Origin of the sequence: Pyramidobacter piscolens W5455, assembly GCF_000177335.1 — a bacterium.
Lineage (GTDB): Bacteria > Synergistota > Synergistia > Synergistales > Dethiosulfovibrionaceae > Pyramidobacter > Pyramidobacter piscolens.
In genome coordinates, this window is the sequence record NZ_ADFP01000039.1 from 1 (window position 1) to 14,120 (window position 14,120).

The window sequence follows — 14,120 nt, forward strand, 5'->3', positions numbered from 1 at the left end:
GCGCCTCTGCCGATGTGGACGGCCGTCGCCGTGAAAGACGGCGACCGGCTCGGCTTCGGCGCCCCGCACGGGCGCGGCTGCCGCGCCTACGTCTGCGTCGGCGGCGGTATCGAGGTGCCGCCGGTGATGGGCAGCCGCAGCACCTACATGAAAGCGAAGATCGGCGGCCTCGAAGGGCGCAAGCTGAAAGACGGCGACGAGCTGCCAGCCGGCACGCCGTGGTCGCTGTGGCGCAACATCGTCGGCGCTGCCTGCCCGGCGGAACTGCGCCCCGATTACGGAGATTCGCCGCTGCGCGCCGTGCCCGGCCCGCAGGATTCCTACGTCACGCCCGCAGGACTGAAAACGTTCTTCGAGACCGAATACACCGTTTCCACCTCGGCCGACCGCATGGGCTGCCGCCTGGAAAGCGACCGCGCCATCGAACACGCGAAAGGCCCCGACATCGTTTCCGACGGCATCCCCATGGGAGCCGTGCAGGCGCCCGGCTCCGGCCTGCCGATCGTGATGATGGCCGACCGCCAGACCACCGGCGGCTACGTGAAGATCGCCGTCGTGCACGCGCTCGACGTGGCGCGCCTGGCGCAGAAAATGCCCGGCGAAAAGGTGCGCTTCGCGCCGCTCAGCCAGGACGAAGGCGTCGAACTGTCGCGCGCCGAAGCGGCGAAAGTCGAGCGGCTGCGCCTGTTCGTGCAGCACGCCGCGGCGCAACCGGCGGCGGCGACCGCAGCGGCTCCGGCGCGGTCGGGAGCGATGAAGCTGAACGTCGAAGGCAAAGATTACGCCGTGACCTGGGAACGATTGGATTGATCCGGAGGAGGGACAGATGATGACCTATCGAGTGGATTTGAACAGCGATCTGGGGGAAAGTTTCGGCGCTTGGAAAATGGGGCGCGACGGCGACGTGCTCACCTTCGTCTCGTCGGCGAACGTGGCCTGCGGTTTCCACGCCGGCGACCCCGTCGTGATGCGCGCCACGGTGGCGGCGGCGAAAGCGGCGGGCGTGGCCGTGGGGGCGCATCCCGCCTATCCCGATCTGGTCGGCTTCGGCCGCCGCAACATGGCCTGCACGCCCGACGAGATTTACGCCGACGCGCTGTATCAGATCGGCGCGCTGCGCGCTTTCTGCGAGGCGGCGGGCATGAAACTCCAGCACGTCAAGCCCCACGGCGCCATGTACAACAGCGCCGCCAAAAAGATCGAGGAAGCCGAAGCCCTCGCGCAGGCCGTGAAGGACGCCGGCGGGCTGATCCTGATGGGGCTGGCGGGATCGAAGTTCGACGAAGCTGCCGCGAAGATCGGCCTGCCTTACGCCGCCGAAGCCTTCGCCGACCGCGGCTACATGCCCGACGGCACGCTCGTGCCCCGCAGCAGGGAAGGCGCCTTCGTGCGCGACGCGGAAATCGCCGCCGCGCGCGTGATCCGCATGGTCAAAGAAGGCGTCGTCGAAGCGATCGACGGCACGACCGTGAAGCTGCGCCCCCACTCCATCTGCCTGCACGGCGACTCGCCCACGGCCGTGCAGATGGCCCAGACCCTGCGGTCCCGGCTCGTCGAAGCCGGCATCGAGATCGCCCCGCTGGCGCAGATCGTCTAGCGCCGGCACGGGAAACAAGCGCTCCCGCTGGGCGCGCCACCAAAAAGAGACCGCCTCAAAAGACAATTGAGGCGGTCTCTTTATTGAAAGCAATTCAGGGCAGCGGTCGAGGTAGTTCCGAGCAACTGAATTCCTTGGCAGCGTCCGGCAAACTCCGGCAATACTTTTCTATCAAGAATCGCCATGAGATGAGTCGTTCTCTCAAGGGTCGATATTATGCGAGCGATTCGGCGAGTTTCATCCCCGCTTCGAGGCAGCGGAGATTGCCGTCGACGAACTGAGGCTTGACATTGGCCTTCACGGCCGCCGTCCAGTCGATGTTCGCGATGCCCAGCAACTGAACGAGCGCGCCGAGTAAGACGACGTTCATGCCGCGGGGATTGCCGTTGTCGCGGGCTACCTGCGCCGCGTCCAGCGCGAGCGTGGGGACCTTGCTTTTGAGCTCTTCGATGATGCCGTCCGGGTACTCCTTGGCGCCGCTGAGAATGGGAAGCGACGGCATTTTATAATCGTTCACGACGACCTTTCCGCCCGGCTTGAGCCCGTCCAGACAGCGGATGGCTTCCATCGTCTCGAACGAAACGAGCACGTCGGCTTCGCCTTTGCCGATGATCGGGGAATAGACTTTTTCGCCGTAGCGGACCTGAGTGGAAACGGAACCGCCGCGCTGACTCATGCCGTGAACTTCGCTCATTTTCACGTCGTATCCCGCCTCGATGAGCCCGGCGGTGAGGATTTTGCTGGCGAGGATGGTCCCCTGTCCGCCGACGCCGACGAGAAGAACGCTTTTCGTTTTGTTCTTGCTCATTTTCTCGCTCCTTTCACGATCGCTTTCACCGGACAGACTTGGGCGCAGACCGTGCAGCCGACGCACTGCATCCTGTCGATGCTGACCTTGCGTTCGTACTTGTCGAAGCTCAGCGCAGGGCAGCCGGTCTGCAAACATTTTTTGCAGCCGATGCATTTCTCGTGATTGACGGTGCATTGGCCCGGTGCGATGCGGAACTCGCGCCGGTCTTCCGTGGAGAGTTTTTTGAGGACGCAGAGCCAGCGGGTGATCAGGACCACGGGAGCTTCGCGGACTTCCTGATACGCCCAGTCGAGCGCTTCCTTCATCTCGTCCAGCTTGAGCGGGTTGACGGTGCGAATGCGGGTCACGCCAAGGGCGCGGACGATCGTCTCGATATCCATGATGTTCGCCGGCTCGCCTTTCAGCGTGTAGCCAGTGCCAGGATTCTCCTGATGGCCTGTCATGCCGGTGATGCGATTGTCGAGGATGCAGCAGATGACGCGGGAATCGTTGTAAACGACTTCCTCAAGAGAATTGATGCCGGTGTGGAAGAAGGTCGAATCTCCCATGCAGGCGACAATCGTCTTTTCCTGACCGCTTCTCTTGAAGGCTTTGTCCATGCCGTGTGCCAGCGAAAAAGCGGAACCCATGCACAGAGCCAAATCCTTGGCGTTCAGCGGTTCGCTGCCGCCAAGGGCGTAGCAGCCGATATCGCCGACCATGACGGTGTCTTTGTGCTTGGCGCACTCGTAGAAGAAGCCGCGGTGCGGGCAGCCGGCGCACAGGGCAGGCGGACGATCGACGATCAGATTGTGGTTGAATTCGATCTCTTTGGCCTTTGTGCCGAGCAAAGCCTCGCGGACGAGGTTCGGGGTCAGTTCGCCGACCGAAGGGATCTTTTCCTTGCCGATGCAGTCGATGCCGGCTGCGCGAATTTGCTCTTCCATATAAGGATCGAGTTCTTCGATGACGTACATCGTCTCGACGTTGGCGCGGAATTCGCGGATCAGGTCCATGGGCATGGGATTGGTCATGCCGAGTTTGAGGTAGGAAGCGCTGTCGCCGAAGACCTCTTTGGCGTACTGGTAGGAAACGCCGTTGGCCACGATGCCGATTTTTTTCGAGCCGTTGTACTCGGCGAAGTTAAAGGGACAGTCGTTGGAATAGGCGCTCAACCTGCGATCGCGGTCGAGCATCTTCACGCGAAGCTGGCGCGAGATGGCTGGGACGGGGTCGTTTTTCATGCGGTTTTTCACGTAGGGGATGGCGTCGAATTCCTTCCGCTTGCCGAGCTCGACAAGCGACTTGGAGTGGCAGACGCGGGTGGTCATGCGGAACATGACGGGCGTGTCGAACTTTTCGGAGAGGTCGAAGGCGGCGCGGAACATGTCTTTGGCCTCTTGCGAGTCGGAGGGTTCGAGCATAGGGACCTTCATGAACTTCGCGTAATTGCGGTTGTCCTGCTCGTTCTGCGAGGAATGCATGTTCGGGTCGTCCGCGGAGACAAAAACCATGCCGCCCGAGACGCCCATGTAGGAATAGGTGAAGATCGGGTCGGCAGCCACGTTCAGGCCGACGTGCTTCATCGCGGCCATGGCGCGCACGCCGCCCAGAGAAGCGCCGATGGCGGCTTCCATCGCGACTTTTTCGTTGGAAGCCCACTCCGCGGCGATCTCTTTGTACGCGCCGGCATTTTCGAGGATCTCGGTGCTGGGAGTGCCGGGATAGGCGGAGGCGAAGCAAACCCCCGCTTCGTACGCGCCTCTGGCGACGGCTTCGTCGCCGGTCATGAGTTTCTTGATCAATTCAATTCCCCCTTTTAATTGCTTTGCTGCTTTACTCAGAATCACTTGCTTTGCGCTTGCAATTCTTCCTGATGTAATCCGCGAAGATCGGCACACAGGGATTTCCGCAGTTACGGTTCCAGAGAAATGAAAGCTCGACGGTCCCCTTATCCGCCAGCGGAACGAACTTCAGCCTTCCGGCCGCAAGACTGCGATAGTTATCGGACAAAAGCGTCACATAACGCCCCGTCGCGACGATCGCAAGCAGATGCGCGACGCTGGAAGCGTTTTCCTCCACCGAGGCGTCGAAACCGGCGTCTCTCGCCCGCGCCCGTATCTGCTCATAGCCGCGACGGGCCAGAGAGCGGGCGATGACGACGAAACGCTCCTGCTTCAGTTCCGCGAACGCGACCTCTCCCCTTTGTGCCAGCGGATGGCGAGTGGAGAACACGGCGCAGTCGCGATATTTGCGCAGCACGATGCGCTCGATATCGCGGTCCGCCGGTCGGCCGGTGCAGATGGCGCAGTCGATCGTTCCCGTGTTGAGATCGTAGATCATTCGTTCGGTGTTGCTGCCGCTCACCCGCACGAGAATATCCGGGTGTCCCGTCTGGTAATCGTTCAGAAGCTCGTACACGAAAGAGTTAACGAAGTATACGTTTACCGCCAGACGGATGATCCCGGAATGCCCTTCCTGCGCGTAGCGCGCTTTTTCCGCCGCGGCGTAGTAGCTGGCAAGAATCCCCTCGCTGTTCAGATAAAAGCTCTGACCGGCCGCCGTCAGCGAGACGGAACGGCGGCTGCGGTCAAAGAGCTGAAAGCCCAGCTCGGCTTCCATCTGCTGTATGATCCTCGTCAGCGACGACGGCGTGAGATAAAGCCGGTCGGCCGCGTTGGTGTAGTTCAGCGTTTCCGCGAGAATGCGGAAACATTCGATATCGTCGATACGCATGTCAGGCCCCCTCCGAAACAATATTTCTATTCTTTAGAGCATTCCGAATGCGCCGCCATGATTTTCGAACTGTTAGAGCGCCGAGGGGCTGAAAACGTTTGCGACAGGCCCGTAGAAGAGCCATGAGACCACGAAAAGCAGCACGAGAGTCAGCATGGAGATGATCAAAAGCTGCACAAAGAGCTTGTTTTCGTCTTCCTTGGTAAGATTGATGCGTTCTTCGCCGACGATCGCCGCAATGATCAGCGCGCCGCCCGTGGACATCGGCGAGATGCCGCTGGCCGCGCCGGCCGCCGCGACGGCGGACATCAAAGCTGCGGGGTTGACGCCGCCAATCTGCTTGGCGATGTCGATGCACATCGGCATCATCATCGGGTAGACGACCCCCAGAGCGCTGCTGACGAGGCTGAGCAGGCCAGCCGATAGGCTCATCAAAGGCGTGGACGTGCTGTTGCTCATGATCTTGCTGAGCCCGTCGCTGAGCAGGGCGATGCCGCCCGCTTGGGCGACGATCGAGAGCAACGCGCCGACGCCGAGAACAAGGATAATCGTGTTCCAGGGGATGGCCTTGATGCATTTGCTGTCGTCCGCGACGTGGAAAACGAGCAGGACGGCGGCGACCGACAGCGCCGCGAGGCCGAGGTTGACCTTCGCGTAGACGATAAGGAAGAGCATCACGAGGATGCTCAGCAGAGCGACGATCTGCTTGCCGCTGAATTTTTCGGCCTGCTTGACTTCGGCGTCGGGAGTGGCTTTGATCTTGTAGCCCTTGAACGCGATATAGATGACGACGGCTAGGATCAGATTGTAAAGGACGGCGTTGACCCAGATCGCGGGAGTGACGTTGCCGGTGTATCCGGCTTTGGCGACGGCGCTGAGGATGATGGTACCCTCGGGCGTGATCGGCGAAAAGCGACCGGACGTCATGCCGCAAATGCCGATCAGTGACAGCATCAGAGGATTATAGCCGACCTCCACGGCGATAGCGGCCGCAAGAGGCGGGATGATGGCCAGCGCGGGCACGCCGCCGGGGCCGACCGCGACGATCGTGAAACCGGCGAGATATATGAGGATCGGGATCATCCACGTGCGCTTGCCGGCCCTGGCGATGATCTTGCGGGCCAGCAGTTCGAGCGCTCCCGTGCTGGTAATCACGGCAAAGAGCAGCGTGATGCCGACCAGCGTCACGAACAGGGAGACGTTGACGGCGCCGATCAGTGCCCTGTCGTTCATGCCGAACAGGCGCACGGCGACGACGCCTACAGCCAAGGCAAGGACGCCGATGTTGTTCTTCCGGAAAAATGCAAGCGCGATGACGACAATGAAGAGAATGAGCGATAAAACGTCCATAGACCATATCCTCCTTTTATTTGTGCTTGCAGACAGCTCCCTGAGCGCTCATGACCGTCGCCTGGATCTCGGCTGCCATCTCAGCCGCGGTCTGGTTGAGCTTGTTCAGGTCGTAGCCGGTCTCGACGCCCATCTTGTCCAGCATATAAACGAGATCTTCGGTGGCGATGTTGCCCTTGGCGCCGGGCACGAAGGGGCAGCCGCCCATGCCGGCGAGAGAGGAATCCATCATCGTGATGCCCTCTTCCATCGCCACATAGCAGTTGGCAAGTCCCATGCCGTAAGTGTCGTGCATGTGCAGCGACACCTTGCTCAGGTCGGTGTACTCGCGGATGGCCGTGACGACGCGGCGGGTGTTCTCGGGCGTGCTGATGCCGGCCGTATCGGCGATGCCGAACTCGGCGACGCCAACGCTCTGAGCCTCGTCGATGAGCCATTTGACGCGTTCCACCGGCACTTCGTCGCCGAACGGGGAACCGAACACGCAGGGCATGGCGAGGATGATGTGCAGACCTTCGGCGTTGGCGGCAAGCTCCTTGAAGGCGTCGAGCGACTCCCGGATAGTGCGGCGCGAGTTGCGCAGGTTGTGTTCCTCGGACACGGAGAGCACGAACTCGACGTGAGTGAATCCGGCTTCGCGGGCGTTCTCCACGCCCTTTTGGTTGAGAGTCAGGGCGAAGGCGGTGACGCCGTGCTCTTCAAGATACGAGCGCGCTCCCCGGAAGACCTCGCGCGCGTCGCCCATCTGCGGGACGTACTTGGGATTCACGAACGACGTGATCTCCATCTTGCGCGCGCCGCAGTCGACCATCTTTTCGATGTACTTGATCTTGGTTTCCGTCGGGATGGGAACGGGATGGTTCTGCCAGCCGTCGCGGGGAGCGACCTCGGAGATCAGGACTTTTTTCGGCAGCGACATGATCTTCACCTCCTCAGTTCATGACGCCCGCGGCCTTGAAGGCGCCCAGCTGCTCGTCGCTGAAGCCGAGTTCCCTGAAGATCTCGTCGTTGTCCTCGCCAAGGTCGGGTGCGGCCTTCTTGTATTTCACCGGCGTTTCGGACATCTTGATCGGGTTGCCGATGACGGTCAGCTCGGCGACTTCCTTGTGGTTCTTGGGCGAAGGCACCGTGACGAGCATCTCGCGGTCCTTGATGATGCTGTCGTCCTTGCAGAGCGCTTCGCAGTCGTAGATCGGAGCGGCGGGGATGCCGGCTTTGTCGATGATGGCAATGACTTCGGCGACGGTCTTGTCGGCGGCCCAGTTTTCGATGACCGATTTGAGCGCGTCGGCGTTCTTCTTGCGAAGTTCGGTGTCGCAGTACAGCGGATCCCGAGCCAGCTCGGGCATGCCCATGGCGGCGGAGAGTACTTCGAAATGCTTGTCGGTGCCGGAGGCGATGACGAACCAGGCGTCCTTTGCCTTGAACGAGTCGTAGGGCGCGCTGGAGATGTACTTGTTGCCGGTCATCACGGGCGACTCGCCGGTGTAGACGTACTGCATCAGCTTGGCCTCCATGCCGGAAACGATGGAGTCGACGAGGGCGACGTCGATGTGGTTGCCCAGTCCGGTCTTCTCGCGCTCGTAGAGCGAAGCGCAAACGGCGACGCCGACGTTCAATCCGGCGAACAGATCGCCGATGGCCATGCCGGCGCGGGTGGGTTCCATGCCGGGCCAGCCGGTGATGCTCATGCTGCCGCCCATCGCCTGGGCGATCAGATCGTAGCCGGGCTTGTAGGAATTGGGCCCGGTCTGCCCGAAGCCGGAGATCGAAGCGTAAATGAGGCGGGGATTCAGCGCTTTGCACTCTTCCCAGCCGAAGCCAAGACGCTTCATCACGCCGGGACGGTTGTTCTCGATGAGGACGTCGGCGGATTTGACCAGCTCGGCAAAGAGCTTCTTGCCCTCGTCCTGCTTGAGATCGAGAGCCACGCCGCGCTTGTTGCGGTTGAGGTTCTGGAAGTACATGCTCAGGCCGGTTTTCGGCTCAAGGGGTCTTGCGTTGCGGACGAAGTTGCCATGACTTTTCAGGTTTTCGAATTTGATGACGTCCGCGCCCATATCCGCGAAGTACATGCCGATATAAGGACCGGCCAGGAAATCCGTAAAGTCGATGACGCGGATTCCCTGAAGAATCCCCTCTCTGTGCTGTGCCATTTGTGTTTCCTCCTCTTTGTGATTTTTGTCAGGGCTTTGTGTGAGCCTGTATTCGTATTATAAAAGCAAATGATTTGTTAATCAAATCAAATTTTGAAACACTGTTTTGCCGGTTCGGCAACAATGCCGAACCAGACCTCTGCGACGTCGCACGGTAAGCCGAAAAGAGCTGCGAACAGGGGAGCGGTTAGAACATTTTGGGCAACGACAGATCCCATCTCGACCGCTGCGCAGTTTGCATAACTCGCTTTTTGAATCTTTCTCGCAGCACCCTTATGTTCGGCTTTTTGATTAAGAAATAATATTACAGCATATCGGAGCGACTTTAAAACAAAAAATCGCGGCGGCACGTGTTCGCGTAAAACGTCGGAATTTCGTCGGTCATTCCGTTTCGAAAAAACTTTTCCGCCCGACCGTCTCTGCCAGACGGGAAAAAATCCATCGATTTTTGCCCATTTATGACGTTGAAAAATATCGTTGTTCAGTTATAATCATTATGCAGACTGTAAATTTGGGAGGCCATCATGAAGCTCGTGCTGGGAATCGACATCGGCTCCACCGCCGTCAAGGGAGTCCTTTACGGCGGCGAGGCGCTGGAGTGGGGGCTCGCGCCGACGGGCTGGAGTCCGCGCGACGCAGGCCAGTCCATGATCGCGGAGCTGCTGCGGCGGCACGAACTGAGCGAAAAGGATCTGGCCGCGCTGATCTCGACGGGGTACGGGCGCCGCACGCTGACGGCCGCCACAAAGCAGGTCACCGAGATCACCTGCCACGCCCGCGGCGCGCATGAACTCTGTCCGCAGGCGCGCACGGTGCTCGATATCGGCGGGCAGGACAGCAAAGTGATCCGGCTTGACGAGCATGGCGGCGTGGTGGATTTTGCCATGAACGACAAGTGCGCCGCCGGCACGGGGCGCTTTTTTCAGGTGCTCAGCCACGCGCTGGACTACGACGTCGAGAGCTTCGGCGCCATTCCGGCCGACGGCCCGATCGAGCCGCTGTCGAGCATGTGCACCGTCTTCGCCGAGAGCGAAGTGATCGGCAACCTCGCCCGCGGCGTGCCGCGCGAGAACATCGTGCGCGGCCTGCTCAAGAGCATCGCCTCGCGTTCGGCGGGGATGCTCGCCAAGGTAGGGATGAAGCCGCCGCTGTTTTTTTCCGGCGGTTTGTCGCGCAGCCCGTCGCTGCGGGCGTTTTTGGAAAGAGAGCTGGACTGCCCCGTGCAGGTCCACGAAAAATCGCAATTCGCCGGCGCGCTCGGCGCCGCGCTGATTGGCTGGGGGGCCATCGAATGAGAACGATCGAAGAGATTGTCGAGGGGATGAGGGAGCACGCCAAGGACGGTCCGGTGCTTATCAAGGAACTGAGCGAACAGGGCGTGCCCATCGTCGGCACGTACTGCACGTTCGTGCCGTGGGAGATCATCCACGCCGCCGGCGCCGTGTCGGCTTCGCTGTGTTCGCGCAGCCAGAAGCCCATTGCCGCCGCCGAGGAGCGCCTGCCGCGCAACCTTTGCCCGCTGATCAAGGCCAGTTACGGCCACGCCATGACCGACACCTGCCCGTACTTCCATTTCTGCGGGCTCGTCGTTGCCGAATCGACCTGCGACGGCAAGAAGAAGATGTTCGAGCTGCTCAACGACATCAGGCCGGTTTACACGATCCAGCTGCCGCAGCGCGGCGACCGTCCCGAGGATCTGCAGATCATGAAAAACGAATTCGCGCTCTTCAAAGAGGAAATGGAGCGCTTCACCGGCCATAAGATCACCGACGACGACCTGCGCGCCGCCATCCGCCTGCGCAACCGCGAGCGTACGGCCCTGCGCGGGCTGTGGTCGCTGGCCGAGCTGGAAAATCCGCCGCTGACCGGGCACGAGATCTGGGAGTTCGGCGAGTACATGAGCTTCCATTTCGACAAGGAAGCCGCCATCGCCTGGCTCGATCGGCAGGTCGCCGACCTGCGCGCCGCCGTCGAGGCGGGCGAGAACCGCGGCCTCGGCAAGAAACCGCGCGTGATGGTCACCGGATGCCCGATCAGCGGCGCCACGAAGGTGATCGACGCCGTCGAAGCGGCCGGCGGACTGGTGGCCTGCTACGAGAACTGCGGCGGCGAAAAGGAACTGCGCTATCTCGTCGATGAAAACAAGGAGCCGCTCGAGGCGTTAGCCGAAAAATATCTCGGCATCGGCTGCTCGGTCATGAGCCCCAACGAGGCGAGACTGAACGCGATCCGCTATCTGAGCGACCTGTACCGTGTCGATGGCGTGCTCGACATGACGCTGACGTCGTGCCACACCTACGCCGTCGAGACGTACCGCGTGCGCGAGTTCGTGCACGGCCTCGGCAGCAACTATCTGGCAGTGGAGACCGACTTCTCCGAGAACGACAAGGAGCAGCTGGCCACGCGCATCGGCGCGTTCATCGAGATGCTGTGAAAACAGGAACGACAAACGGCGGCGGGAAGAGCGAAAACTCTTCCCGCCGCCGTTTGTCGTTTCTGCCGCTCTCGTATTATAATCAGCCCCGACAGGAGGGGCTTTTCCCATGAAAAAAAGTTCTTCACCGGGGAATCGTCTGGCGCGCTTTCTACTGGCGGCCGTTCTCGCGCCGCTGCTTTTGGCGCTGCCGGCGGCCGCCCGTCCGGAGGCGGAGGCCGGAACGCAGAAGCGGAGCGCGGCGCTTTTGGCCGCAGAGGGATTGTGGAGCGTCCGCCACCGTTCGCAGACGGGCAGCGCCTGGCTGCGCGCGTGGTTTCACGGCGGCAGCCTCGACAGCCGTCCGGGAATGCCGGACATCACGCTGCGCGGTTCCGGCATCGTGGCCGGTTTCGACCGGCGCATCGGGCGGGGGACGGACGCCGGGCTCGCTTTTGCGGCCGCGCGCATGAAGATGCGCGGGCGCGGCGCGCTGAACGGCACCGACAGCGACAGCGCCAGCCTGGGCGCATCGCTGTACGCCGTGCGCCACGCCGGGACGTCCACCATCCTTGCCGACGCCGGGCTCGACTGGCAGAGCGCCGACGTGACGGCCGCGGCGGCGGGACGGATCTTTCGCGTCGACGATGCGAAGAGCAGGATGTTCCGGGGCGGCGTGCAGATCTTCTGGAACCTGCCGCGCCGCGGCGCGCTCTCGGTCAGCCCCTTCGCGGGGCTGCGCTGGCGCCGTCTGGAACAGAAAGAATTCGCCGCCGGAGGGCTTCTGTTCGAAATCGACGACGCCGCGCAGTGGACGATTCCCGTCGGCCTCCGCTTTGAATGGCGCTGTCCGCCCACGCGCCATGGCTGGTGCTTTCAGCCTTCGCTCAGCGTCGCGTACGAGCGCGTCACGGGCGACCGCGGGCTGACCATCCGCCAGCGCCTTCCTTCCGGCCGCGAGTTGGCCCATTACGACACGAGCCCGCTCGACCGCGCCCTGTTTCGCCTTACGGCCGGGCTGGAAGCGAGGCGCCGCAACCTTTCCGTTGCACTCGGCCTGGGCGGCAGGATCGGGCGGCATCAGCGCAGTCTGAGCGGATCGTTCGCCCCGCGCTGGGATATGTGATTTCGACTCAGCGCATTGAACCAGCCTGACGACTGTGTCGGTGTCAAAATGTTCCTCGTGGAACATTTTTTCGAAAAAACAGCCCCGCACCGCGGCCTTCGCCCCGGGGGGCTGCCCGGTCCGCGAAGGCGACGCTCAGCGCTCCGCGCCGAGCTCCGACAGCAGCCATTCTTTGAGCACGACCGCCTGATTGTGGTCGGGGTCTTTGGCGCCGAACAGCAGCGTCACGTCCCCTTCCTTCAGGCGCTCGCGGCAGAGTTCCGCGAATGCCGCCGCGGCCGGGTTGCCCGCCAGTTCGGCCAGATAGTCGGAGCGGAACGCGGCGAAGCGCGCCGGATCGTGGGCGAACCACGTCCGCAGCGCCGCGCTGGGCGCCACCGCCTTGTTCCACAGATCGAGGGCGGCCTTTTCTCTGGAAAGGCCGCGCGGCCACAGCCGGTCCACGAGCGCGCGGAAGCCGTCGCCCGCCTCTGCCGGAAGATACACCCGCTTTGTTTTCAACGCATGAAGCATCGCACGTCCCTCCTCATCGATCGACGATGCTCCATTATGAATCTCTTGCGGTTTTTATTCAAGAGATCATCCCGTCACGCACAAAAGGAGTTGGGCTCATGAAGATCACCACGCTCTGCTACATGGAACGCGGCGGCCGCTGGCTGATGCTGCACCGGACCGTCAAGGAGAACGACGAGAACCGCGACAAGTGGATCGGCGTCGGCGGCAAGCTGGAAGAAGGGGAGAGCCCGGAAGACTGCCTGCGCCGCGAGGTGCGCGAAGAGACCGGCTACGAGCTGACGGAGTTCCGCTTTCGCGGGCTGGTCACGTTCGTGTCCGACCGCTGGGGCACGGAGTACATGTGCCTTTATACCGCCTCCGGCTTTGGAGGAACGCCTCATGCCTGCGGCGAGGGCGCGCTCGAATGGATCCCGAAGGACGAGATCGAATCGCTCAACCTCTGGGAAGGCGACAAAATATTTTTGCGCTTGCTCGCCGAGGAGGCGCCGTTTTTCTCGCTCAAGCTGCGTTACGAAGGCGAGCGTCTGGCCGAGTGGGCGCTGAACGGAACGCCGCGGCCGCTTCCGGAGCTCCCAAGGGAGAGAAACCATGGATAAAAAATTCGCCATCTTCGACATGGACGGCACGCTCGTCGACTCCATGGGCTATTGGCAGCGCATGGAGCGCGAGTATCTGGCCCGCCGCGGCGCGGCGCCGGGGGCGGAGCTCGAGGCGCTGATCGCCCGTCTCAAGCCGATGACGCTGCGCGACGCGGCGCGGGCCTTTATCGCCGAGCTGGGATTTTCCGGCACGCCCGAGAGCATCGTCGCCGAGATGAACGACGTGATGCGCCGCCATTACGAGCGCGACGTGCCGCTCAAGCCCGGCGTGAAGGAGTACCTTCGGGGGCTCGTCCGCCGCGGCGCGGCGCTTTGCACCGCTTCGGCCACCAGCGTGCCGCTCGTGAAATTGTGCCTGCGCCGCCTCGGCGTCGACCGCGAGTTCCGTTTCATGCTCAGCTGCGAAGAAGTCGGCGCCAGCAAAAACCGTCCCGACGTGTACTTCGAGGCGGCCCGCCGCCTCGGTTCCGCTCCGGCGGAAACGGCCGTGTTCGAGGACTCGCTTTCCGCGCTGACGACGGCGAAGAACGCCGGCTTTTACGCCGTCGCCGTCTACGACGCCGCCAGCTCGGCCGACTGGCCGGCGCTGCGGGCTTTGGCCGACGAGTGCGTCGCCGATTGGACAAAAGCGGGCGCCGGGCAGCCCGGTTCCGATTCCATATGAAATGTCGAGGCGAGGCGAACGCCGACGGTTCGCCTCGCCTCGACATTCGCCGCCCTCTTTTCCGCAGGGCGGCAAAAGCCCCGCCTCCGCAGCCCCTTCCCCGTCATACTGTAGCGTTGAATGGCACGGGCGTTCTTCATCATGTTTTCACTTTCCGTGCTTCTCTGTTTTTC

14 protein-coding genes are annotated in these 14,120 nt (G+C 62.1%); 7 read left to right on the plus strand and 7 right to left on the minus strand.

Annotated features, from left to right (window positions below; all coding sequences use genetic code 11):
* Together HMPREF7215_RS02550 and HMPREF7215_RS02555 are read left to right on the plus strand one after the other, a co-directional pair.
* The coding region (locus HMPREF7215_RS02550) for a 5-oxoprolinase subunit C family protein (RefSeq protein ID WP_009164052.1) at positions 1 to 810 on the plus strand (810 nt) is incomplete at its 5' end.
* Between the two features lie 16 nt (positions 811 to 826).
* Positions 827 to 1,597 (plus strand): LamB/YcsF family protein, encoded by a 771-nt coding sequence (locus HMPREF7215_RS02555; protein WP_009164053.1) that lies wholly within the window; start codon positions 827 to 829, stop codon positions 1,595 to 1,597.
* Between the two features lie 214 nt (positions 1,598 to 1,811).
* On the opposite strand, the gene HMPREF7215_RS02560 is transcribed toward HMPREF7215_RS02555, so the two are convergent.
* The 6 genes from HMPREF7215_RS02560 to HMPREF7215_RS02585 form a co-directional block, all read right to left on the minus strand.
* Positions 1,812 to 2,405 carry an indolepyruvate oxidoreductase subunit beta gene (locus tag HMPREF7215_RS02560; RefSeq protein WP_009164054.1) on the minus strand — a complete coding sequence of 198 codons (594 nt, stop codon included), beginning with the start codon at positions 2,403 to 2,405 and terminating at the stop codon, positions 1,812 to 1,814.
* Positions 2,402 to 4,192 (minus strand): indolepyruvate ferredoxin oxidoreductase subunit alpha, encoded by a 1,791-nt coding sequence (gene iorA, locus HMPREF7215_RS02565; RefSeq protein ID WP_009164055.1) that lies wholly within the window; start codon positions 4,190 to 4,192, stop codon positions 2,402 to 2,404. Before iorA ends, HMPREF7215_RS02560 begins: the two co-directional genes overlap by 4 nt.
* 31 nt (positions 4,193 to 4,223) lie before the next feature.
* Positions 4,224 to 5,123 (minus strand): LysR family transcriptional regulator, encoded by a 900-nt coding sequence (locus tag HMPREF7215_RS02570; RefSeq protein ID WP_009164056.1) that lies wholly within the window; start codon positions 5,121 to 5,123, stop codon positions 4,224 to 4,226.
* 72 nt (positions 5,124 to 5,195) lie between these two features.
* Complete coding sequence (locus HMPREF7215_RS02575) at positions 5,196 to 6,473, minus strand: SLC13 family permease (protein ID WP_009164057.1); 1,278 nt, start codon at positions 6,471 to 6,473, stop codon at positions 5,196 to 5,198.
* 16 nt (positions 6,474 to 6,489) lie between these two features.
* Positions 6,490 to 7,392 (minus strand): hydroxymethylglutaryl-CoA lyase, encoded by a 903-nt coding sequence (locus HMPREF7215_RS02580; protein WP_009164058.1) that lies wholly within the window; start codon positions 7,390 to 7,392, stop codon positions 6,490 to 6,492.
* A 13-nt stretch (positions 7,393 to 7,405) separates the two neighbouring features.
* The gene (locus HMPREF7215_RS02585) at positions 7,406 to 8,629 is read right to left on the minus strand and encodes a CaiB/BaiF CoA transferase family protein (protein WP_009164059.1); all 1,224 of its coding nucleotides are present in this window, start codon (positions 8,627 to 8,629) and stop codon (positions 7,406 to 7,408) included.
* 524 nt (positions 8,630 to 9,153) lie between these two features.
* Between HMPREF7215_RS02585 and HMPREF7215_RS02590 the strand changes: the two genes are divergently transcribed.
* The 3 genes from HMPREF7215_RS02590 (at position 9,154) to HMPREF7215_RS02600 (ending at position 12,168) form a co-directional block, all read left to right on the plus strand.
* Positions 9,154 to 9,924, plus strand: coding sequence for an acyl-CoA dehydratase activase (locus tag HMPREF7215_RS02590; protein WP_009164061.1), 771 nt, complete (start codon positions 9,154 to 9,156; stop codon positions 9,922 to 9,924).
* The gene (locus tag HMPREF7215_RS02595; protein WP_009164062.1) at positions 9,921 to 11,063 is read left to right on the plus strand and encodes a double-cubane-cluster-containing anaerobic reductase; all 1,143 of its coding nucleotides are present in this window, start codon (positions 9,921 to 9,923) and stop codon (positions 11,061 to 11,063) included. The genes HMPREF7215_RS02590 and HMPREF7215_RS02595 overlap by 4 nt, the downstream gene beginning before the upstream one ends.
* A gap of 109 nt (positions 11,064 to 11,172) precedes the next feature.
* Complete coding sequence (locus HMPREF7215_RS02600; RefSeq protein ID WP_009164064.1) at positions 11,173 to 12,168, plus strand: autotransporter outer membrane beta-barrel domain-containing protein; 996 nt, start codon at positions 11,173 to 11,175, stop codon at positions 12,166 to 12,168.
* Between the two features lie 135 nt (positions 12,169 to 12,303).
* Here the strand turns inward: HMPREF7215_RS02600 and HMPREF7215_RS02605 are convergent, their stop codons facing one another.
* Entirely contained in the window at positions 12,304 to 12,681 is a 378-nt protein-coding gene (locus HMPREF7215_RS02605; protein ID WP_009164065.1) for a DUF488 domain-containing protein, read from the minus strand.
* Positions 12,682 to 12,779: 98 nt separating this feature from the next.
* Here HMPREF7215_RS02605 and HMPREF7215_RS02610 point away from each other — a divergent pair, with 98 nt between their 5' ends.
* Together HMPREF7215_RS02610 and HMPREF7215_RS02615 are read left to right on the plus strand one after the other, a co-directional pair.
* Positions 12,780 to 13,280, plus strand: a complete 501-nt coding sequence (locus tag HMPREF7215_RS02610; protein ID WP_009164066.1) for an NUDIX hydrolase — start codon at positions 12,780 to 12,782, stop codon at positions 13,278 to 13,280.
* Entirely contained in the window at positions 13,273 to 13,947 is a 675-nt protein-coding gene (locus tag HMPREF7215_RS02615; RefSeq protein WP_009164067.1) for an HAD family hydrolase, read from the plus strand. The genes HMPREF7215_RS02610 and HMPREF7215_RS02615 overlap by 8 nt, the downstream gene beginning before the upstream one ends.
* Positions 13,948 to 14,120: the final 173 nt, after the last annotated feature.

What these genes read in the sequence shown, in the direction of transcription:
- HMPREF7215_RS02555 (WP_009164053.1), top strand. Translation starts at nt 827, where the DNA reads ATGATGACCTATCGAGTGGATTTGAACAGCGATCTGGGGGAAAGTTTC.
- HMPREF7215_RS02560 (WP_009164054.1), bottom strand. Translation starts at nt 2,405, where the DNA reads ATGAGCAAGAACAAAACGAAAAGCGTTCTTCTCGTCGGCGTCGGCGGA.
- HMPREF7215_RS02570 (WP_009164056.1), bottom strand. Translation starts at nt 5,123, where the DNA reads ATGCGTATCGACGATATCGAATGTTTCCGCATTCTCGCGGAAACGCTG.
- HMPREF7215_RS02575 (WP_009164057.1), bottom strand. Translation starts at nt 6,473, where the DNA reads ATGGACGTTTTATCGCTCATTCTCTTCATTGTCGTCATCGCGCTTGCA.
- HMPREF7215_RS02580 (WP_009164058.1), bottom strand. Translation starts at nt 7,392, where the DNA reads ATGTCGCTGCCGAAAAAAGTCCTGATCTCCGAGGTCGCTCCCCGCGAC.
- HMPREF7215_RS02585 (WP_009164059.1), bottom strand. Translation starts at nt 8,629, where the DNA reads ATGGCACAGCACAGAGAGGGGATTCTTCAGGGAATCCGCGTCATCGAC.
- HMPREF7215_RS02590 (WP_009164061.1), top strand. Translation starts at nt 9,154, where the DNA reads ATGAAGCTCGTGCTGGGAATCGACATCGGCTCCACCGCCGTCAAGGGA.
- HMPREF7215_RS02595 (WP_009164062.1), top strand. Translation starts at nt 9,921, where the DNA reads ATGAGAACGATCGAAGAGATTGTCGAGGGGATGAGGGAGCACGCCAAG.
- HMPREF7215_RS02600 (WP_009164064.1), top strand. Translation starts at nt 11,173, where the DNA reads ATGAAAAAAAGTTCTTCACCGGGGAATCGTCTGGCGCGCTTTCTACTG.
- HMPREF7215_RS02605 (WP_009164065.1), bottom strand. Translation starts at nt 12,681, where the DNA reads ATGCTTCATGCGTTGAAAACAAAGCGGGTGTATCTTCCGGCAGAGGCG.
- HMPREF7215_RS02610 (WP_009164066.1), top strand. Translation starts at nt 12,780, where the DNA reads ATGAAGATCACCACGCTCTGCTACATGGAACGCGGCGGCCGCTGGCTG.
- HMPREF7215_RS02615 (WP_009164067.1), top strand. Translation starts at nt 13,273, where the DNA reads ATGGATAAAAAATTCGCCATCTTCGACATGGACGGCACGCTCGTCGAC.